We start from the raw sequence: 19,934 nt of genomic DNA, 5'->3' as shown, positions 1-19,934 counted from the left end.
GGACTGTCAGGGGAATACCATCACTACACAGGCAGCACAACGCGTCGGGAGCCTGCCTACTTACCGCCCCGCTGGCGCCATAAACTCCGGCCCCACCGGGTTGGTGATCGTGTCGGCCAGTATACGTTCGATCTCCGCGTTCAAAGCATCATCCAGATGCCAGCCGTCCAACTCCAGCATGGACAGGATCTGTTCCGGGCGACGCACGCCCCAGAGGGCCAGATCGACGCCGGGCTGGTCCAGCAGCCAGCGCACCGCCAGCGGCAGCACGCCGCTCAAGCCGTTGTCGCGGGCCAGCGTGTTGAGGGCGTCCACCGCCTCGAGGTACTGAGCGTAGCGGGGAGGTTGGAATTTGGGGTCGTGGTTGCGCAGGTCGTCGCTGTTGAATCGGGTGTGTGCACGCATCTTGCCGGACAGCAGGCCACGGCATAGCGCGCCGTAGGCCAGTACGCTGATGCCCAGCTCCCGGGCGGTGGGCAGCAGATCCTCTTCAATACCCCGTTCGAACAGATTGTAGGGTACCTGAACCGCGGTGAGCGGACAGAGGGCGTGGAAGGCGCGCAGCTGCTGGCCGGTGACGTTGCTGACGCCGACGGCGCGGATCTTGCCCTGGCGCTTTAGTGTGGCCATGGCCCCGGCGGTGTCTTCCAGCGGGCAGGCCAGATCCGGCCAGTGCACTTGGTACAGATCGATGACATCGGTGCGCAGGCGCCGCAGGCTGGCGTGCACTTCCTCGAACAGCCGTTGCGGCCGGGCGTCACGGAACGGGGTGCCGTCGTGCCAGTCCAGTCCGGCCTGGGTGGACAGCGTCACATGCTGTCGCAGACGGCCACGGTGCAGCGCTTCGCCCACCAGCGCTTCGGATTCTCCGAAGCCGTACAGGGGAGCGGTGTCGATGGTGGTTATACCGTTTTCCACCGCCTCCAGGATGGCCTGCAGAGCGTTATGGCGATCCCACCCAGCGCTGTCCCGTGCTCCGGCGCCCATGGTCCGGGTGCCCAGGGTGATCCGGCTGCAGGTCAGGTCGCTGTTGGCCAGGGTGGTGGTTTCCATTGCCGCTCCGGTGGGCTGGTCAGTGGACCAGGTCGACTTTGATTTCCAATGGCAGAGTGACGGTACTGCTGCGTTGCTCCGCGCCGCCCAAACCCTGGCTCCGGGTTTGTTCGCGCACTTCTATGTTTCCCAAGGCCGTCCACTGGCCCAGGGGCACTTGCAGGGTGGTGGCGGTGCTCTGGGTGTCCGCGACGGTGCCATGGCTCAATTGTTCGAAGCGCTGGCTGATGCGCAGGCGCACCTTATTGTCGGCGGTGAGCAGAGGCAGAATATCGATCCCTTGTTTCAGGCTCAATAAAGCGGGCAACTGGCTGCCGGCAAGGGCGATCAGGGTACCCTGACCAACACTGGCCGGATGCCCCGACAGAGTGTTGATCCGATATTGATCCTCGCGTTGTTGCTGGTGCCGGCCGCCGTTCACGGTGACTCGGCCACCTTCGACTTTCAATACGCGGTCGTCGCCTTCGCTGTTCTGGCGGCGCCGCAACATCACTGATACCGTGCGTGGCGCGGCGGGCATGTCGCCCAGGGCATTGAGGATTTGATCAAAATTCTCCTGACTGGTGCGGATCACCAGCCGGCCTTGGTAGGCGTTGACGGAGCCGCCTTCCGGCAGCAGCGGTTCGATGACCGGCACCAGAGCTTCAGCGTCGGCCCGCTGGACCACATGGATGGACATTTGGGCCAGTGCCGGGCCGGTCAGAATCAGGCCGAGCAGGGCCAGGGTACGGATGACGGTGTTCATGGCGGCCTCCTGGTCATGATGGGCTTGCTATCGATGCCTTGCCGATGCCCCGATAAATTCGTCATCAGGAGGAAAAGCAGGCTTTAAAAACGCATAATGGGGCCTTCGCCCGGCTTGCCGAAAGAATAGCAAATGGCCGCCATCCCAACTTCATGCGGATCACAATAATTTCATGTTTGCCAACAGTTCTCCCGTGGTGTCGAACCAGACCGGACCGCACGAGCGCCTGGAGGCCACCGTGCGCCGCCATTTGTCGCAGCCCTGGCGGGCGCCGCTGGCGGAGCATGACCGCCGGGCGTTTGATCAGGCGCGGCAATGGCTCGGCGAGGATGCGAGGCCGCTGATCCTGGATTCCGGTTGTGGTACCGGCCGTTCCTCGGTGGCGCTGGCCCGCCGTTTCCCGGAGGCGAAGGTACTCGGACTGGACCAGTCCGATCATCGGCTGCGGCGGGGCGAGCGGCGTTTTGGCGAGGCGCTGCCGGAAAACCTGCGTTTGGTGCGTTGTGACTGCGCCGGGTTCTGGCGGCTGGCGGAGGACGCCGGCTGGCGGTTGCGGCGCCATTATCTGCTGTATCCCAACCCCTGGCCGAAAAGCGCTCACCTGAAGCGCCGCTGGCATGGTCACCCGGTATTTCCGCATCTGCTTGCCCTGGGAGGTGAGTTGGAAGCACGTAGTAACTGGCGCCTGTATCTGCAGGAGTTGGCGGCGGCGTTAGCGTTGGCCGGAGTCGAGGCGTCCTTGCAACCGCTGCCGGAAGATGAGGCGGCGTTGACCGACTTCGAGGAAAAGTATCGCCTCAGCGGCCACGAGCTCTGGCGGCTGACCGCGACTTTGCGCTGAGTGGGTGCCGCTCTGGCATTCTGAGCCTTCGGCAGGGAGCCCCGCATGTCTTACCTGGAAACCCCTGAATCCGATACCTGGAGCGATCTGTTATCCGGCGGAAGGCTGCCCCGTTTGCTGTTGATCTGGCTGGGAGTGTGGGTGGGCGCGGTGGAGAGTCTGGTCACCGCCACCATCATGCCGACGGTGGCGGCCTCTCTGGGGGGCTACGCTTATTTCAGTTGGGCGGTGGCCGGTTTCATGGTGGGGACCATCGTGGCGGTGGCCAGCGCCGGGCGGCTGGCTGAGCGCTTTGGTCTGGCCCGCGCCTGCGCTTGTGCAGGCGCCGTGCTGACGGCGGGATGCCTGATCTCGGCATTGGCCCCGGATATTTACACTTTTCTGCTGGGGCGGCTGGTGCAGGGGGTTGGCGGCGGCTGGATTTCCGGTTTCGCCATGGTGGCGGTGGCACAGTTCTTCCCGGAACGGCATCTGGCCCGGGTGTTCGCCTCGGCCACCGCGATCTGGGCGCTCGCCACTGTGCTTGGCCCTTTGCTGGGTGGTGTGTTTGCCGAGTCTGGCGGGTGGCGCGGTGTGTTCTGGCTGTTCTCGGCTCAGGCCGTGCTGTTCGTCTTTGCCGCCTTGCGGTTGTTTCGTGGCGCGGCTCCGGCGGAACGCACTGTCCGGGTGCCCTGGGTGCAACTGGGGTTGCTGGCGGCGGGTGTGGCGGCGCTGACGCTCGCCAGTCTCGCCAGCCATTGGCTGGTAGTGCTGGGGCTGATGGGGGTGGCGGGGCTGATGCTGTTTCGCTTGCGTGAGGTCGATCAGTGCGCGACAAACCGTCTGCTGCCGGGTGGTGCCTGGCGGTTGCAACGGACGGTGGGGGCCGGTTACGCCACGCTGTTCGCGGTAACCGCGGCGTCCATGGCATTGCTCATCTATGGCCCACCGATTCTGCAAGCGCTACAGGGGTTGTCGCCGTTACGGGCTGGCTATGTGGTGGCGGTGCAGGCGATGGCCTGGACGCTGGCCGCGCTGGCGGTTTCCGGGGCGGATCAGGAGGGCGAACGGCGCTGGATCCGTTGGGGCGCGGTGTCGTTGCTGCTGGGAGTGACTTTGCTGGCCGGTGTGATGACCGCGCCGGTGCCGTGGGTGCTGGCGGCCGCCGCGGTTTGCGGTCTGGGCCTGGGCTGGGGCTCCAGTCTGATGAACCGGCGCTTGCTGCGGGTATTGGCGGAAGAAGACCGGGCCATAGGTTCTTCGGCATTGATCGCGGTACGTCAGGTGGGCGGTGCCGTGGGCGCGGTGCTGGCGGGACTGGCGGCCAATCTGGCTGGTGTAGGGGAAGGGATGTCGCCGGAAAGCGCCGGGCGGGCAGCCCCCGTGGTGTTCATGGCGGTGCTGCCAATGGCGCTGTTCGCGGTGTGGTGTGCCTGGCGGTTTACGCGGTCGGCGGACTGAATCGCGGCTCACGAGCCGCGATTCAGTGTGTTGCCGTCAGAGAGTCTCAACCCAGCTGCGGTAATTGCGCCAGCGCCACTTCCGCGGCGGCGGCATCGTACTCGCGATCTTCCAGTTTGCCATCGAAGAAATCGATGTAGGCCTGCATGTCGAAATGACCGTGCCCGGACAGGTTGAACAGGATGGTTTGTGCCCGGCCTTCTTCCTTGCAGCGCAGAGCCTCGTCGATGGCGGCCTTGACCGCGTGGGAGCACTCCGGCGCCGGCACGATGCCTTCTTGGCGGGCGAATTGCACCGCCGCCTCGAAGCAGCCCGTCTGGGCATAGGCGCGGGCCTCGATCAGCCCCAGTTGCAGCGCGTGGGAAACTTGCGGTCCCATGCCGTGGTAGCGCAGCCCGCCGGCATGGAAGCCCGGAGGGGTGAAGCTGGAGCCCAGGGTGTGCATCTTGGTCAATGGCGTCAGGTGGGCGGTGTCGCCGAAATCATAGGCGAACCGGCCCTGAGTCAGTGTCGGACAGGCGGCCGGCTCCACCGCCAGGATGCGGCGTTCGCGGCCGCCGCGCAATTGCTCGCCAAGGAACGGGAACACCAGACCGGCGAAGTTGGAGCCACCGCCGGTGCAGCCGATCAGGATGTCCGGGTCGTCGCCGGCCATTTCCATTTGCAGCAGAGCTTCCTGGCCGATGATGCTTTGGTGCAGCATCACGTGGTTGAGCACGGAACCAAGGGCATACTTGGTGTCGTCGGCCTGGGCCGCCAGTTCCACCGCCTCGCTGATGGCGATGCCGAGGCTGCCCGGATGGTCGGGGTTCTCCGCCAGGATGGCGCGGCCGGCGTTGGTGAGATTGGACGGGGAGGGGATGCACTCGGCGCCATAGGTGCGCATCAGCGCTTGGCGATAGGGCTTTTGCTGGTAGGACACCTTGACCTGGAATACTTGCACCTCGAGCCCGAACAGGCTGCCGGCGAACGCCAGGGACGAGCCCCACTGGCCGGCGCCGGTTTCGGTGGTCAGGCGGCGGGTGCCAGCCTCCGCATTGTAATAGGCCTGGGCCACGGCGGTGTTCGGCTTGTGTGAGCCAGCCGGGCTCACGCCCTCGTATTTGAAATAGATCCTGGCCGGGGTGTCCAGAGCCTGCTCCAGCCGCCGGGCGCGGATCAGCGGGCTGGGCCGCCACATCTTGTAGACGTCCAGCACCGGCGCCGGAATTTCCACATGGCGCTCGGTGGTCATTTCCTGGGCAATCAGGGTTTCCGGGAACAGGGGAGCCAGATCGGAGGGCGCCACCGGCTGGTGCGTGCCGGGGTGCAGTACCGGCGCCATGGGCTCCGGGAAATCCGCCATGATGTTGTACCACTGTTTCGGCAGGCGGGATTGCTCCAGGAAGTATTGGGTGGTGTCGGACATGAAAGGCTCTCTTTTCTGATTCTTGTTTCGTGGTGGCGCGACGGGCTACTTCAACAGCTTGAACATCTGCCGGTGCGGAATATGGGCATCCATGAAAATGCCGCCGGAACTGGCGAAGCCGGCCGCTTCATAGAAGCTGGTGGCATGGGTCTGGGCATTGAGGAATATCTCCTGCATGCCACGTGCCCGCGCCGCTTCCTCGGCGGCCACCAGAAGGGCTCTGCCGATACCGCTGTTGCGGTAATTCGAGAGTACGCACAGGCGGCTGATCTGGCCGCTGTTCTGCAGGCGGATACAGCCCACCGGCTGGTTCTGCTGGTCGCAGGCGAGAAAATGACAAGCACCGGGATCCTCGCCGTCCCACTCCAGTTCTTCCGGCACATTCTGCTCGCCGATGAAGATGGTTTCGCGTAGCTGGCGCAGTGCCGGCTCGTGTTCATCCCAGGTGGTTTCGATAATGCTAAAGGCCATGGTGTTCTCGGTTAAAGCGGGGCAAAGAAGCCCTGATCGATCCAATGATTGAGCAGCTCGCGGGCGGACCCGTCCAGCAGCGGCTGCAACTGGTCCTCTCGATAGCGGCGCTGACTGGCCAGCAGGTCCACCAGGGCGGTTTGCTCCGCATCCAGTGTCCAGCATTCGCCGTTCAGCCAGGCCTGATCGCCCTGGCGAAGCAGGCGTACGCCGCCGTGCCGCACCAGCGCGGCGTCTGGCGCGCCGGCGCGAATCTGCTCTTCGTCCACAACAAAATCAAGACCGTTCTGACGAGGCGTGCTGAGCCAGCGGGCCACCGCCCGGGCGGCCTGAGCGCGGTCCAGCAGCCCCAGGGAAGCAGACAGCAGACGCTCCAGATCGTTCTGTTCGAGTCGTCCCGGATCCGTGCAGGGCGCACGCCCGGCGTCGCCGTAAAGCTGCTCGGGCTGGTTGGCCAGACATTCGGCCACCATTTCCGCCAGCAGGTCCCGGTAATCCGGAGCCCGGAACCCCACCGACCAGGTGACGCAATCGCTGTCGCTGGCGACACCATGGTGGGCAACCCCCGGCGGCAGGTACAGCACGTCGCCGGGGCCGGCATGGAACTCCTGCTCGCAGGGCATATGGGCCAGCATCTTCAGTGGCGTATCGGTGCGCTGTGGCGCTGCATCGTCACAATGCGGGCCGATTTTCCAGTGGCGATGGCCGCTGGCCTGGATCAGGAACACGTCGTACTGATCGAAATGAGGGCCGACACTGCCGCCCTCGGCGGCGTAACTGATCATGATGTCTTCCAGGCGCCAGCCCGGCACGAAGCTGAAATCATCCAGCAGCAGGCTCACCGGCGTCAGAAAATGATCCACGGACTGCACCAGCAGGGTCCAATCACGTTCGCCCAGGTTCTCGAACGCGTCCTCTTCCAACGGGCCCTGTTGCAGTGACCAGGGGCCGTCGCCGGCGCCCCGGATCAGTCGGGATTCCACTTCCGCTTCCAGGGCCAGCCCGGCCAGGGTATCGGCGTCGGGGTAGTCCAGGCCGCGGGCGGCGGCGGGCATGAACAGGGTGCGCCGCTGCCAGTGCCGTTCCAGGAACGTGGCCGCCGGCAGCGGCAGCGTGAAGCGGGGCAACTCGGTGGCCAAGATCAGACCGTCCGGGCCTGGCGGCCGGCGCTGCCCACGTAGGTGGCAGGGGTCATGTCCTTGAGCCGCGCCTTGGCTTCCTCGGGGATCGCCAGGGTGTCGATGAAGGCGATCAGTGCCTCCTCGGTGATCGCCTTGCCACGGGTCAGGGCCTTGAGCTTCTCATAGGGCTGCTCGATGCCGTAGCGTCGCATCACCGTCTGGATCGGCTCGGCCAATACTTCCCAGGCGTGGTCCAGATCCTCTTCCAGGCGGGCAGGATTCACTTCCAGTTTGCCGATGCCTTTGAGGCTGGCTTCATAGGCGATCAGGCTGTGGGCCAGACCCACGCCGACATTGCGCAGCACGGTGGAGTCGGTGAGATCGCGCTGCCAGCGGGAGATCGGCAGTTTGGCGGCGAGGTGATCCATCATCGCGTTGGCCAGGCCCAGGTTGCCTTCGGAGTTCTCGAAGTCGATCGGGTTGACCTTGTGCGGCATGGTGGAGGAACCCACTTCGCCTTCCACGGTTCTCTGTTTGAAGTAACCGAGCGAGATGTAACCCCAGACGTCGCGGTCGAAGTCCAGCAGGATGGTGTTGAAGCGCATCAGGGCGTGGAAGTATTCGGCGATCCAGTCGTGCGGTTCGATCTGTGTGGTAAAGGGGTTGAAGGTCAGTCCCAGACCCTCGACGAAACGGCGGGCGAAGGTTTCCCAGTCCACTTCCGGGTAGGCCGCCAGATGGGCGTTGTAGTTGCCCACCGCGCCATTGATCTTTCCGAGCACCGGTACCGCCGCGAATTGCTCACGTTGACGCTGGAGGCGCGCCACCACGTTGGCCATCTCCTTGCCCACGGTGGTGGGGGAGGCGGACTGGCCATGAGTGCGCGACAGCATCGGCCGGTCGGCGTTGGCGTGGGCCAGCTTGCGGATGGCGTTGGTCACCTGATCCAGTTTCGGCAGCAGGGCGTCACGTGCTTCCTTGAGCATCAGCGCGTAGGACAGGTTGTTGATGTCCTCGCTGGTGCAGGCGAAGTGCACGAACTCGGTCATTTTGTCCAGCTCTTCGTGCTCGGCCATGCACTCCTTGATGAAGTACTCCACGGCCTTGACGTCATGGTTGGTGGTGGCCTCGATGTCCTTGATGCGCTCGGCGTGCTTTTCCTCGAATTCTCGGGTGATGCCCCGCAGGTGCCAGGCGGCCTTGCCGCTCATCAGGGGGACCTCCGGAATCGCCTTCTCGTGGGCAAGCTGTTCCAGCCAGCTGACTTCCACATGAACCCGGTAGCGAATCAGACCGTATTCGGTGGTGATGTCGCGTAGGGCATCCGCTTTGCCGGCGTAGCGGCCGTCCACTGGAGAAATGGCACGAAGGTGAGTAAGGCTGGACATGAAGCACTCCTAGACAGGAAAACCGAAAGCGGCGCTATGATACAGCAAATCGGGTGGCGCCGCGTGGGTTATGACGAAGGTCGAAGGACGGATGGATCGCGGCTTGCGAGCCGCGATCCATCTTAATGTTCTGCTTTATAAAACTAACTTATCTCGTTGATTTTTATGCTATTTAAAGTGTCGAGGTGAACCTTTCGTTGAAACAGAAGGCGCCAGCGCCGGCCGCCCATCTGATGCCACAGAAAGGCGGCTCGCACACCGGCCAGGAACAGGGCGCGGATGCGGGCCGCGTTGTCCTCATCCTGCAGTTTGGCGGGGTCGCCCTGGACCCGGATGCGGAACCGGAATGTGCCCAGCGTATCCAGGTAGATACCCGCCAACCGGTGGCAGAAGCCGGGCTGGGTAAGATCCTCGAAATGAGCGCGCTGACCTTCCAGGGCCAACAGCCGGTTGCGAAGAATGTTCACCACGTCGTCATTCTTGCGTAATTTTGAAGACAGATGCAGCAGCGCCAATCCATAGCTGAGAGGGCGGGCGGCGTCCCGGCTCTGTTCCCGATTGAGGCTCTTGCGCAACAGACGCAGGCCATCCTGGAAACGGGCCGGGCGTGGGTAAATGGTGTCGAAGTCGGTGGCGTCCATTACCAACACCGATTCGAACAGTGACTCCAGTACCGCCGGATCGGCGTCGCCACGGGTGGCGATCTGGTCGGCCATCACCGCGCACTCGAATACCGCGCCGAGCGCCAGCATCTGCTGTTGCTGCGGGGACAGGGATTGCTCGGTCATCGTGTCTCCTCGATCACGGCGCCGCCGAGGCAGGCGTCACCGTCGTAAAACACCACCGACTGACCCGGGGTGACCGCCCGTTGCGGCTGATCGAACACCACCCGCACACGGCCTTCGCCGGCGCTCTCCACGGTACAGGCCTGGTCGGGCTGGCGATAGCGGGTTTTGGCGGTAAGCCGCGCCGGAAGGGTGGGGGGCGCCATCGCCACCCAGTCCACCGGCGCGCTGGTCAGCTCGCGGCTGAACAACAGCGGATGGTCATGGCCCTGCACCGCGATCAGCACGTTGCGTGTCAGGTCCTTGCCGGCCACGTACCAGGGTTCTTCATTGCCATCGGCGCGGCCGCCGATGCCAAGCCCCTGGCGCTGACCGAGAGTGTAGTACATCAGCCCGTCGTGCCGGCCGATCACCTTGCCGTGGTCGTCCTCGATGACGCCGGGCTGGGCCGGAAGGTAGGTTTCCAGGAAGTCCTTGAAGCGGCGCTCGCCGATGAAGCAAATGCCGGTGGAGTCTTTTTTCTTGTGATTGTCGAAGCCTTTTTCCGCGGCCAGACGCCGAACTTCCGGCTTGTGCAGATCGCCGAGCGGGAACAGGGTGCGGGCGAATTTGTCGCCGCCCACCGCATGCAGAAAGTAGGTCTGGTCCTTATTGGTATCCACCGCGCGCAGCAATCGGGCGGGCCCGGGCCCATGCTCGATGCGGGCGTAGTGGCCGGTGGCGATGGCGTCGGCGCCCAGTGCCACGGCGTGATCCAGGAAAGCGCGGAACTTGATCTCCTTGTTACAGAGAATGTCCGGGTTGGGAGTGCGGCCGGCCCGGTATTCCTCGAGGAAGTGTTCGAACACCCGGTCCCAGTATTCACCGGCGAAATTCACCGTATGCAGCTCCATTCCCAGTACGCCCGCCACCTGCATGGCGTCGAGCAGATCCTCGCGGGCGGTGCAATACTCGGTGCCGTCGTCCTCGTTCCAGTTCTTCATGAACAGGCCTTCCACCTGATAGCCCGCCTCCAGCAAACGGGCGGCGGCAACCGAGGAATCGACACCCCCGGACATACCGACGATGACGCGGGTGGATTCGGGGGCAAGGGTGGAAGGAGAACGCAGTTCCGACATGGCGACCAACTGTGTAGTGATGGATTCAGCCCTGCTGCAAAGGCCAGGGATGCTGATAAATGGTGTCCAGCGGCAGGCGCCGGCCGCTCAGGTAATCGGAGACGCAGCGCGCCACCAGCGGGCTGCGGTGCTCCGCCTGCCGGGAGGACAGTTCCCGGGGCGTCAGCCAGACCGCTTCCTCGATGCCGCGATCCAGTTTCTGGCGCGGATCGTGTTTCAGCGGACGGGCGACGAAACAGGCCCGATAGTATACGCCGGCACCCTTGAACGGCTGAAAAATGTACCACCCGAGCAGGTCGGTCACTTCCACTTGCCAGGCCGTCTCTTCCAGGGTTTCTCGGTAGGCGGCCTGCATCAGGTCCTCGCCGAATTCCACATGGCCGGCGGGCTGATTGAGCACCAGCTCTCCGTCCTGGTGTTCTCGCACGAACAACAGGCGTCCGTCTTGCTCCACCACGGTGGCTACCGTAATGTGCGGTTCGAAGCTGTTCATAGAATGGCGGTTCCAGGCATGGCGGGCGCCAGATGGTAGCGCAACGCCGGGGGGCTCGTCACGACCGGCGCGCTTTCCCGCGCCGCTGACGTGGAGGAGAACGGCGCCGGGATGGCCCGCCCCGCGCCGGCGCCTTCGGCAGATGCACGGTTTCCTCCCGCCACTGGCCGGGGGCCAGGCCACCCAGGCTCCAGTCACCGATCCGCCAGCGTACCAACCGTAGCGTGGGGAAGCCGATCGCCGCGGTCATGCGCCGCACCTGGCGGTTGCGACCTTCGTCTATGGTGAGTTCCAGCCAGCGGTCGGGTACCGTGAGCCGCGTGCGCACCGGCGGCTGGCGCGGCCAGAGCCGCGGTTCGTCGATGCGCCGGACCCGCGCCGGCCGGCAGGGGCCATCCTTGAGCGTGATGCCCTGGCGCAACGGCTCCAGATCGTCTTCACCGGGCGCGCCTTCCACCTGTACCAGATAGGTCTTCGGCAGGTGGAAACGCGGACTGGCAATGCGAGCCTGGAGGCCGCCGTCATCGGTGAGCAGCAGTAATCCTTCGGAGTCCCAGTCCAGGCGGCCGGCCGGGTAGACGCCGTCCATCGGAAGTGCTTCCTTGAGGGTCCGGCGCCCACGGGTGTCGGTGAACTGGGACAACATCTGAAAGGGTTTGTTAAACAAAATAAGCCGGGCCATTGGGAAAATCGTCGGTTCGGGCCCATGAAGGCCAAGCAAGGTTATCCACTCGATGGTATACTCGCCCGGCAACCGAATTCCACGGTTATTCTCAGAGGGAGTAGTGTAGATGGGATACCAAAAGATCGTGGTTCCGGCAGACGGTGACAAAATCACCGTTAATGCGGACCTATCCCTGAATGTCCCCAACCACCCGATCATTCCGTATATCGAAGGGGACGGCATCGGCGTTGATATCTCGCCGGTGATGATAAAAGTGGTTAACGCCGCGGTGGAAAAAGCCTATGGCGCCAAGCGTGGCATCACCTGGATGGAAATCTATGCCGGTGAAAAGGCCACCCGGGTTTACGGGCCGGATGTCTGGCTGCCGGAAGAGACCCTGGAAGCCATGCGGGAATTCACCGTAGGTATCAAAGGACCGTTGACCACTCCGGTGGGCGGTGGGATCCGTTCTCTGAACGTGGCCCTGCGCCAGGAGCTCGACCTTTATACCTGTATGCGCCCGGTACGATGGTTCGAAGGGGTACCCAGCCCGGTACGCCACCCCGAACTGACCGACATGGTGATCTTCCGTGAAAACTCCGAAGACATCTATGCCGGCATCGAGTGGGCCGCGGATGGTCCCGAAGCCACCAAGCTGATTCGCTTCCTGCGCGAGGAAATGGGCGTTACCCAGATCCGTTTCCCGGAAGGCTGCGGTATCGGCATCAAACCGGTGTCCCGCGAGGGCACCCAGCGTCTGGTCCGCAAGGCGATCCAGTACGCCATCGATAATGACAAGGATTCCGTCACCCTGGTGCACAAAGGCAACATCATGAAGTACACCGAGGGGGCCTTTAAGGATTGGGGTTACGAATTGGCCCGGGACCGCTTCAACGCCGAGCTGCTTGACGGTGGCCCGTGGATGGTGATGAAGAACCCGCGTACCGGTAAAGAGATCGTCATCAAGGACGTGATCGCGGATGCGTTCCTGCAGCAGATCCTGATGCGTCCGGCGGAGTACAGCGTGATCGCCACGCTGAACCTGAACGGTGACTACATTTCCGACGCTCTGGCGGCGGAAGTGGGCGGTATCGGTATCGCTCCGGGCGCCAACATCGGTGGCTCCGTGGCTCTGTTCGAGGCCACGCACGGTACCGCGCCGAAGTACGCCGGCCAGGACAAGGTGAACCCGGGTTCACTGATCCTGTCCGCCGAGATGATGCTGCGCCATCTGGGCTGGGAAGACGCCGCCGATCTGGTGATCAATGGCATGGAAGGGGCGATTGCCGCCAAGACCGTGACCTACGATTTCGAGCGTCTGATGCCTGATGCCACGCTGTTGAAGTGTTCCGAATTCGGCGATGCCGTGATCGAACACATGGGGCGCTGATTCCAGCCCTCTCCGGTGAAGCGCTCGCTCAGGTGGAGAGAGCGCTTTTCTCCCGCTCCCGCCTCCGGCCCGTCCGGTGCCGGCGGGTGGTGGGAACCGCTCCTGGCTTCAGATTCACCGCATGGTAGCCTTTGCTGGCCTCGAGCAATTCGTATTCCACACTCTGTCCGGTGTATAAGGTTTTGTAACCTTTCTCCTGTATGTAGGAGTAGTGCACGAACAGATCATCGCCACCTTCGTCCGGTCGAACGAAGCCGTACCCTTTGGCGTTGTTGAACCACTTTACCGTTCCCGTTGCCATGGTCGTCCCTCTGGTTGCTCCGGGTGTCCCGCCGTGCCGGTGTTCTGTATGACAACCGGTCATCGCACGGTAACCTATGGCTGTACATTGTTTTTGTTATCCCCGCCCGGGCGGGGCCTGGATCACTGACGTCAATATCCAATATCAACGCCGCCGGCCATGGGGCTTTGCTCTGGCTATCATAGCGAGTTGCTATGAAGGCCTTGCCACCGGCCTCGGCTGATATGGAATGAGATGCGCCGAACGGGCCGGAAAGTCCCGGAATATCCGGCATTGCTGGATTCAGAGATCCCCTGGGTCGCGCTCTGCCCAACTTTTCATCATGGAAAACGGAGTGTCAAGCCCAATGGGGAGCCTAATCGTGCTCTTTACGCCGCCGCGCTGCCGTAAAGATTACAATTAGGTTCCTGGGATTGAAAAATAGCGGTTAATGCCCCAATAAGTGGATTGCCTGTCGGCGCCCGCGGGTATACAAACTTCAGAGAGACGCATGAAAAGGCAGCACAAGGTGTTTTTCACGGGTAACGATCGGGGGGCGCCAACACGCCTGGGGCCGGATAAGCCGGTGGATCCCGATCGTCAGGGCGATCTGGCCGTTGAGGCGAGCAAGCCACGGCTGAAGCGCCCGTCCATGTATAAAGTGATTATGCTCAACGACGACTACACACCAATGGATTTCGTCGTCGAGGTACTGGAAACCTTTTTTCGTATGGACCGCGAGCAGGCCACTCGTGTCATGCTGACGGTTCATACCGAGGGCAAGGCGGTGTGCGGGGTGTTTCCCCGGGATATCGCCGAGACCAAGGCCGCGCAAGTGGTCGATTACGCCCGGGAACATCAGCATCCGCTGATGTGTCAGGTGGAGAGGGCCTGATTCAGGCCGGCGAGCCCGACACCGAGGGTGACGAGTAGTGAGGTAGCCTATGCTCAGCAAAGAACTGGAACTTACCCTTAACGAGGCGTTCCATCACGCACGAAGCCACCGTCATGAATTCATGACCGTGGAGCATCTGCTGTTGGCGCTGCTGGAAAACGATGCCGCGTTGGAAGTGTTGCGCGCTTGCGGCGCGGACCTGGATGAGCTGCGCGAGGCCCTGACTCAGTTCATTAGCGATTCCACGCCGTTATTGCCGGACGACGGTGACGACGAGCGTGACACTCAACCGACGCTGGGCTTCCAGCGGGTGCTGCAACGTGCGGTATTCAGCGTGCAGTCCTCCGGCAAGAAGGAGGTGACCGGCGCCAATGTGCTGGTGGCGATCTTCAATGAGCAGGAGAGCCAGGCGGTTTATCTGCTCAACAGCCAGGACGTGCATCGCCTGGACGTGGTCAATTACATTTCCCACGGCGTCTCTCCGCAACAGGAAGCGGATGATGCGCAGCAGCCGGACATCGAAGCCGGTGGCGGCCCCGAAGGGGGCGCTTCCGCCAATGCCCTGGAGGCTTACGCCACCAATCTGAACGAAATGGCCCGGGCCGATCGGATTGATCCGCTGGTTGGCCGCGCGTTTGAAATCGAGCGGGCGGCTCAGATTCTGTGCCGGCGGCGCAAGAATAATCCGCTGCTGGTGGGCGAGCCGGGGGTCGGCAAGACCGCCATCGCCGAGGGCCTGGCGCGCATGATCGTGGAAGGGCAGGTTCCCGAGCCGCTGCAGGACGCCGTGGTCTATTCCCTGGATCTGGGAGCGCTGCTGGCCGGTACCAAATACCGGGGTGATTTCGAGAAGCGGCTCAAGAGTCTGCTGGCGGAATTGCGCAAGCAGGACAATTCGATCCTGTTCATCGATGAGATTCACACCATCATCGGTGCCGGCGCCGCTTCCGGCGGTGTCATGGACGCTTCCAACCTGCTTAAGCCGTTGCTGGCATCCGGTGAATTGAAATGCATGGGCTCCACCACTTTTCAGGAGTACCGGACCATTTTTGAAAAGGACCGGGCGCTGTCCCGCCGCTTCCAGAAAGTGGATGTGGTGGAGCCGTCGGTGGAAGACACCGTGGGTATTCTCAGGGGGCTCAAGAGCCGCTTCGAGAAACACCACGGCGTGCAGTATACCGACGCGGCCCTGCGCTCGGCGGCGGAGTTGAGCGCGCGCTATATCAATGACCGCTTCCTGCCGGACAAGGCCATTGATGTGATCGACGAAGTCGGTGCCTGGCAGCGCCTGCGGCCGGAGGCTGATCGTCGCCAGATTATCGAGCAGGATGACGTGGAGGCCATGGTGGCCAAAATCGCGCGGATTCCGCCGAAGCAGGTGTCTTCCTCGGACAAGGAGGTACTGCGCAATCTGGAGCGGGATCTGAAGATGACGGTGTTCGGCCAGGACGAGGCCATCGACGCGATCTCCGCGGCGATCAAGCTGTCCCGTGCCGGATTGAAGGCGGACAACAAGCCGATTGGCTCGTTCATGTTCGCCGGTCCCACCGGGGTCGGTAAAACCGAGGTAAGTCGGCAGTTGGCCCGCGCGCTGGGGGTGGAACTGGTGCGCTTCGATATGTCCGAGTACATGGAGCGGCATACCGTCAGCCGTTTGATCGGCGCGCCTCCTGGCTATGTCGGTTACGATCAGGGTGGCCTGCTCACCGAGGCGATCACCAAGACACCGCACTGTGTGTTGTTGATGGACGAGATCGAGAAGGCGCACCCGGAAGTTTTCAACATCCTGCTGCAGGTGATGGATAACGCGTCGTTGACCGACAACAACGGCCGCAAGGCGGATTTCCGCAACGTGATCTTGATCATGACCACCAATGCCGGCGCCGAGGTGTTGAACAAGCGCTCCATCGGGTTCACCGAACAGGATCAGTCCAGTGATGGCATGGAGGTGTTGAAGAAAGCCTTCACACCGGAATTCCGCAACCGGTTGGACGCCATCATCCAGTTCAACCCGCTGGATCGAGACACCATTCTCGGTGTGGTGGACAAGTTCCTGGTGGAACTGCAGGCGCAGTTGGATGAGAAAGGCGTGGTGCTGGAAGTGGAGGCGGATGCCCGTACCTGGCTGGCCGATCATGGCTACGACAAGGATATGGGGGCTCGTCCCATGGCCCGTCTGATTCAGGAACAGATCAAGAAGCCGCTGGCGGAGAAACTGCTGTTTGGCGAGCTGTCGGAGCAGGGCGGTCGGGCACGAGTCGTGGTCCGCGACGACAAGCTGCTGCTGACCGTGGATGCCTCCCAGGAAGAAGCCACCTGCTGAAGATCGTGGCCAGGGATGGCCCCGCGGGTATTTTTCAGCAGCAACGCGGTAACGACGGATCTTAAACAGGCACTAACAAAAAACCCGGCATGCCGGGTTTTTTGCGTATCAAGACAATCGCCGTTACTTCATGCGGAAGGTAATGCGCCCCTTGCTCAGATCGTAGGGGGACATCTCCACCTTGACGCGATCGCCGGTGAGAATCCGGATATAGAATTTACGCATCTTGCCGGAAATGTGGGCGGTGATGACATGCCCATTATCCAGCTTCACACGAAACATAGTGTTGGGAAGGGTTTCGAGAACCACGCCTTCCAATTCAATTTGCTCTTCTTTCGCCATTCAGCGCGTACCCTGATGTCGTCGGCTACGGAGGGAGGCGCAATTGTGCCGGAATTGGGCGCCTGCTGCAAAGGTTTAGGCGCCGGGAGGGCGCGGCGTGGAGGAAGAGGGGGGCTGGTATTCCTGCCATTCGTCGTTGATCAGCAGTTCCAGCGGGCGGTACTGGCTCTTGTAGCTCATCTTGCGGCACTCGCTGATCCAGTAACCCAGGTAGAGATAGGGCAGACCCTGGCGCCGGCATTCCTCGATCTGCCAGAGCAGGGCGTTAACGCCGAGGCCTCGGTCGGCGGCGGCCGGATCGAAGAAGGTATAGACCGCGGATAAGCCGTCCTTGAGGGCATCGGTGACGGCCACGGCCAACAATTTTTTGGTGGCCGGATCGCGGAAGCAGTAGAAACGGGTATCGGTCCAGGCACAGGTCAGAAAGCTGGAAAACTGTTCCTCGGAGGGCGGGTACATGTCGCCGTCGCCGTGACGCTCGCGAATATACAGTGAGTAGAGCCGGTAGAATTCACGGGTATACCGGGAGGGCTCCTGCCGCACGATCAGATCGTTGTTGCGCTGAAGGATTCGCTTCTGCCGCCGGCGCGGCCGGAAATCCGCTACCCGGACCCGTGCTGGCAGGCAGGCGTGGCAGGCTTCGCAGTGTGGCCGATACAGGTAGTCGCCGCTGCGGCGGAAGCCAAGCAGGGAGAGCTCGCTGTACAGCGCCGCATTGAGGCGCACCTGCGGATCCACGAACAGCGTGGCGGCCTGCTGGCCTTCCAGGTAGCTGCATGGGTGGGCCGGCGTGCGGAAGAAGCGAAGTTCGGACAGGTCACTCATGAGATCAGTGTATCCAAGGCATTGGCGGCTAGCTAGATGCCAGATGACGCCGGACGCTGGACGCTTTAGAACATCGGGTCTTGGAACGTTGCGGATATAAATAGGCGCTTTTAATCCTTGCCAGGGTGTTGGGTCTGGTTTTGCATTATCGGCGTCCGGCGTCCGGCGTCCGGCGTCCGGCGTCCGGCGTCCGGCGTCCGGCGTCCGGCGTCGCGTCCGGCGTCCGGCGTCCGTGAATACTTGTACCTTTCGCCGCCCTCCGGAGTTGGATAGGCTTCCGAAGCCCTGTTAGGGCGAAATAACAATAAACGGCCTTGGTATGCACGGAGGCCGCTTCAGGAGAGCTATGATGACAACAACCCACCCGACGCCGCTGTGGCAACCCAGCGAGGAACGCATCCGCAACAGCCGCCTGCATCACTTTCAGGGCTGGCTGGAGCAACGCACTGGCCAGCAATTCCGGGACTATGACGCCCTCTGGCGTTGGTCCGTGGACCATCTGGAAGCCTTCTGGGAGGCGATCTGGCAGTACTTCGATGTGGTTGCCTCGGAACCCTACACCGAGGTGCTCGACAGCCACGAAATGCCCGGGGCTCAATGGTTCGAGGGCAGCCGGCTGAACCTGGTGGAACAGATCTTCCGGTTTCACCATGATCAGCCCGATCGTCCGGCGATTCTGTCCCGTTCCGAACTTCGTCCGCTGCAATCCCTGTCCTGGGGTGAGTTGCGCCGGCAGGTGGCGGCTCTGGCTTCCCGGTTACGCGAGCGCGGTGTTGGTCCCGGTGACCGCGTGGTGGCGTACCTGCCCAATGTGGCGGAGACGGTGGTGGCGTTCTGTGCCTGCGCCAGTGTCGGCGCCATCTGGTCCAGTTGCTCCCCGGATATGGGCACCCGCAGCGTGCTCGACCGCTTCCGTCAGATCGATCCGAAAGTGATCATCGCCGTGGATGGTTATCGCTACGGCGGCAAGGATTTTGACCGCCTGGAGGTGGTGCGTGGTTTACGTGAGGCGCTGCCGACGGTGGAGCAGATGATCCTGTTGCCGTATCTCGACCCGGAGGCCCGCCTGGATGGCGCGGATCTCTGGCGGGATATGGTCGAAGGCGAGACGCCCATGACTTTTGAGCAGGTGCCGTTCGATCACCCGTTGTGGGTGGTGTATTCCTCCGGAACCACCGGTATGCCCAAACCCATTGTGCACGGTCATGGTGGTACCTTGCTGGAAGGGCTGAAAGGCCACGCCCTGCACATGGATCTGGGGCCGGAGGATCGTTTCATGTGGTTCACCACCACCGGCTGGATCATGTGGAATTCGCAGATCACCGGTTTGATGGTGGGTAGCACCATCTGTCTCTACGACGGCAACCCCGGTTACCCGGATCTGGGCACCTTGTGGCGCTTTGCCGAGGAAACCGAACTGACTTTCCTTGGTGCCGGTGCCGCCTATTTTCTCAACTGCAAGAAGGCGGAAATCGAACCGGGACAATGGCTGACTCCTGGCAGGCTCAAATCGGTAGGGTCCACCGGTTCGCCACTGCCGGAGGAAGGGTATCAGTGGATCATGGACCAGTTGGGCGACGTGATGATCGCCACCATCAGCGGTGGCACCGATGTGGCGGCGGCCTATGTGGGTGGCTGCCCGATACTGCCGGTCTATTCCGGAGAGATGCAGTGCCGGTATCTGGGCACGGCGACCTACGCCATGTCCGACGATGGCCGGATTCTGGAGGACGAAGTGGGGGAGTTGGTGGTGACCAAGCCGATGCCGTCCATGCCGTTGTATTTCTGGAACGATGCGGAAGGGTTGCGTTACCACGACAGCTACTTCGACGTGTTTCCTGGCATCTGGCGCCACGGTGACTGGATCCGCATTACCCCGCGCGGTGGCGCGGTGATCTATGGCCGCTCCGACACCACCATCAACCGCCACGGGATCCGTATGGGCACCAGCGAGATTTATCGGGTGGTGGAAGAATTTCCCGAGGTCCTCGACAGTCTGGTGGTGGATCTGGAATATCTTGGGCGGGAATCTTTCATGCCGCTGTTCGTGGTGCTGCGCGAGGGGCAGTCCCTGGACGAGGATCTGAAAAACCGGATCAAGTCGGCGATCCGTGACAACCTGTCCGCCCGGCACGTGCCCAACGATATCGTGCCGACGCCGGAGGTTCCGCGCACGCTCACCGGCAAGAAAATGGAGCTGCCGATCAAGAAACTGCTGCTGGGGCAGTCCCTGGACAAGGTGGCGAATCCGGATGCCATGGCCAATCCGGACAGCCTGACGTTCTACATCGACTATGCCGAACGCCGTGACACCGCCAATGGGGCGGGGCAGGTGAAAACCGGCTGAGAAGT

19 protein-coding genes are annotated in these 19,934 nt (G+C 62.5%); 6 read left to right on the top strand and 13 right to left on the bottom strand.

Features of this window, described 5'->3' with window-relative positions; translation table 11 throughout:
• Window positions 1–60: 60 nt before the first annotated feature.
• Window positions 61–1,053, bottom strand: coding sequence for an aldo/keto reductase (locus A6D6_RS16930; protein WP_159661349.1), 993 nt, complete (start codon window positions 1,051–1,053; stop codon window positions 61–63).
• Window positions 1,054–1,072: 19 nt separating this feature from the next.
• Window positions 1,073–1,798 carry a hypothetical protein gene (locus A6D6_RS16925; protein WP_159661348.1) on the bottom strand — a complete coding sequence of 242 codons (726 nt, stop codon included), beginning with the start codon at window positions 1,796–1,798 and terminating at the stop codon, window positions 1,073–1,075.
• 172 nt (window positions 1,799–1,970) lie between these two features.
• Here A6D6_RS16925 and trmB point away from each other — a divergent pair, with 172 nt between their 5' ends.
• Complete coding sequence (gene trmB / locus A6D6_RS16920; protein ID WP_201303824.1) at window positions 1,971–2,639, top strand: tRNA (guanine(46)-N(7))-methyltransferase TrmB; 669 nt, start codon at window positions 1,971–1,973, stop codon at window positions 2,637–2,639.
• Between the two features lie 45 nt (window positions 2,640–2,684).
• A complete protein-coding gene (locus tag A6D6_RS16915; RefSeq protein ID WP_159661347.1) occupies window positions 2,685–4,079 on the top strand; it encodes an MFS transporter in 1,395 nt (464 codons plus the stop codon).
• 46 nt (window positions 4,080–4,125) lie between these two features.
• On the opposite strand, the gene A6D6_RS16910 is transcribed toward A6D6_RS16915, so the two are convergent.
• From A6D6_RS16910 to A6D6_RS16875, 8 genes are all read right to left on the bottom strand, one after another.
• Window positions 4,126–5,487, bottom strand: coding sequence for a TrpB-like pyridoxal phosphate-dependent enzyme (locus tag A6D6_RS16910; RefSeq protein ID WP_159661346.1), 1,362 nt, complete (start codon window positions 5,485–5,487; stop codon window positions 4,126–4,128).
• 45 nt (window positions 5,488–5,532) lie between these two features.
• Complete coding sequence (locus tag A6D6_RS16905; protein WP_133490686.1) at window positions 5,533–5,958, bottom strand: GNAT family N-acetyltransferase; 426 nt, start codon at window positions 5,956–5,958, stop codon at window positions 5,533–5,535.
• Window positions 5,959–5,969: 11 nt separating this feature from the next.
• Window positions 5,970–7,097 (bottom strand): JmjC domain-containing protein, encoded by a 1,128-nt coding sequence (locus A6D6_RS16900; protein ID WP_159661345.1) that lies wholly within the window; start codon window positions 7,095–7,097, stop codon window positions 5,970–5,972.
• Between the two features lie 2 nt (window positions 7,098–7,099).
• Window positions 7,100–8,467, bottom strand: coding sequence for an adenylosuccinate lyase (gene purB / locus A6D6_RS16895; protein ID WP_159661344.1), 1,368 nt, complete (start codon window positions 8,465–8,467; stop codon window positions 7,100–7,102).
• 143 nt (window positions 8,468–8,610) lie between these two features.
• Window positions 8,611–9,255 carry a high frequency lysogenization protein HflD gene (hflD, locus tag A6D6_RS16890; protein WP_133490689.1) on the bottom strand — a complete coding sequence of 215 codons (645 nt, stop codon included), beginning with the start codon at window positions 9,253–9,255 and terminating at the stop codon, window positions 8,611–8,613.
• Entirely contained in the window at window positions 9,252–10,370 is a 1,119-nt protein-coding gene (mnmA, locus tag A6D6_RS16885; protein ID WP_133490690.1) for a tRNA 2-thiouridine(34) synthase MnmA, read from the bottom strand. The genes hflD and mnmA overlap by 4 nt, the downstream gene beginning before the upstream one ends.
• A 25-nt stretch (window positions 10,371–10,395) precedes the next feature.
• The gene (locus tag A6D6_RS16880) at window positions 10,396–10,863 is read right to left on the bottom strand and encodes an NUDIX hydrolase (protein ID WP_133490691.1); all 468 of its coding nucleotides are present in this window, start codon (window positions 10,861–10,863) and stop codon (window positions 10,396–10,398) included.
• A gap of 58 nt (window positions 10,864–10,921) precedes the next feature.
• Complete coding sequence (locus A6D6_RS16875; RefSeq protein WP_133490692.1) at window positions 10,922–11,545, bottom strand: pseudouridine synthase; 624 nt, start codon at window positions 11,543–11,545, stop codon at window positions 10,922–10,924.
• 109 nt (window positions 11,546–11,654) lie between these two features.
• Between A6D6_RS16875 and icd the strand changes: the two genes are divergently transcribed.
• Window positions 11,655–12,917 carry an NADP-dependent isocitrate dehydrogenase gene (gene icd / locus A6D6_RS16870; protein WP_133490693.1) on the top strand — a complete coding sequence of 421 codons (1,263 nt, stop codon included), beginning with the start codon at window positions 11,655–11,657 and terminating at the stop codon, window positions 12,915–12,917.
• 28 nt (window positions 12,918–12,945) lie between these two features.
• On the opposite strand, the gene A6D6_RS16865 is transcribed toward icd, so the two are convergent.
• Window positions 12,946–13,218 (bottom strand): cold-shock protein, encoded by a 273-nt coding sequence (locus A6D6_RS16865; RefSeq protein ID WP_014994328.1) that lies wholly within the window; start codon window positions 13,216–13,218, stop codon window positions 12,946–12,948.
• 490 nt (window positions 13,219–13,708) lie between these two features.
• On the opposite strand from A6D6_RS16865, the gene clpS reads away from it, so the two are divergent.
• A complete protein-coding gene (clpS, locus tag A6D6_RS16860) occupies window positions 13,709–14,092 on the top strand; it encodes an ATP-dependent Clp protease adapter ClpS (RefSeq protein WP_201303823.1) in 384 nt (127 codons plus the stop codon).
• 49 nt (window positions 14,093–14,141) lie between these two features.
• On the top strand, window positions 14,142–16,415 hold the full coding sequence (gene clpA / locus A6D6_RS16855; RefSeq protein WP_133490694.1) for an ATP-dependent Clp protease ATP-binding subunit ClpA: 2,274 nt from the start codon (window positions 14,142–14,144) through the stop codon (window positions 16,413–16,415).
• 123 nt (window positions 16,416–16,538) lie between these two features.
• Here clpA and infA read toward each other — a convergent pair whose 3' ends face one another.
• Window positions 16,539–16,757, bottom strand: coding sequence for a translation initiation factor IF-1 (gene infA, locus A6D6_RS16850; protein ID WP_014994331.1), 219 nt, complete (start codon window positions 16,755–16,757; stop codon window positions 16,539–16,541).
• A gap of 75 nt (window positions 16,758–16,832) precedes the next feature.
• Window positions 16,833–17,582 carry an arginyltransferase gene (locus A6D6_RS16845; RefSeq protein ID WP_133490695.1) on the bottom strand — a complete coding sequence of 250 codons (750 nt, stop codon included), beginning with the start codon at window positions 17,580–17,582 and terminating at the stop codon, window positions 16,833–16,835.
• A gap of 346 nt (window positions 17,583–17,928) precedes the next feature.
• On the opposite strand from A6D6_RS16845, the gene A6D6_RS16840 reads away from it, so the two are divergent.
• Entirely contained in the window at window positions 17,929–19,929 is a 2,001-nt protein-coding gene (locus A6D6_RS16840) for an acetoacetate--CoA ligase (RefSeq protein ID WP_159661343.1), read from the top strand.
• Window positions 19,930–19,934: the final 5 nt, after the last annotated feature.

The organism is Alcanivorax xiamenensis (assembly GCF_009846745.1).
In the GTDB taxonomy this organism is placed as follows: domain Bacteria; phylum Pseudomonadota; class Gammaproteobacteria; order Pseudomonadales; family Alcanivoracaceae; genus Alloalcanivorax; species Alloalcanivorax xiamenensis.
The sequence above is the reverse complement of the archived record's forward strand: the minus strand, read 5'-3'. Positions and strand labels throughout refer to the sequence as shown.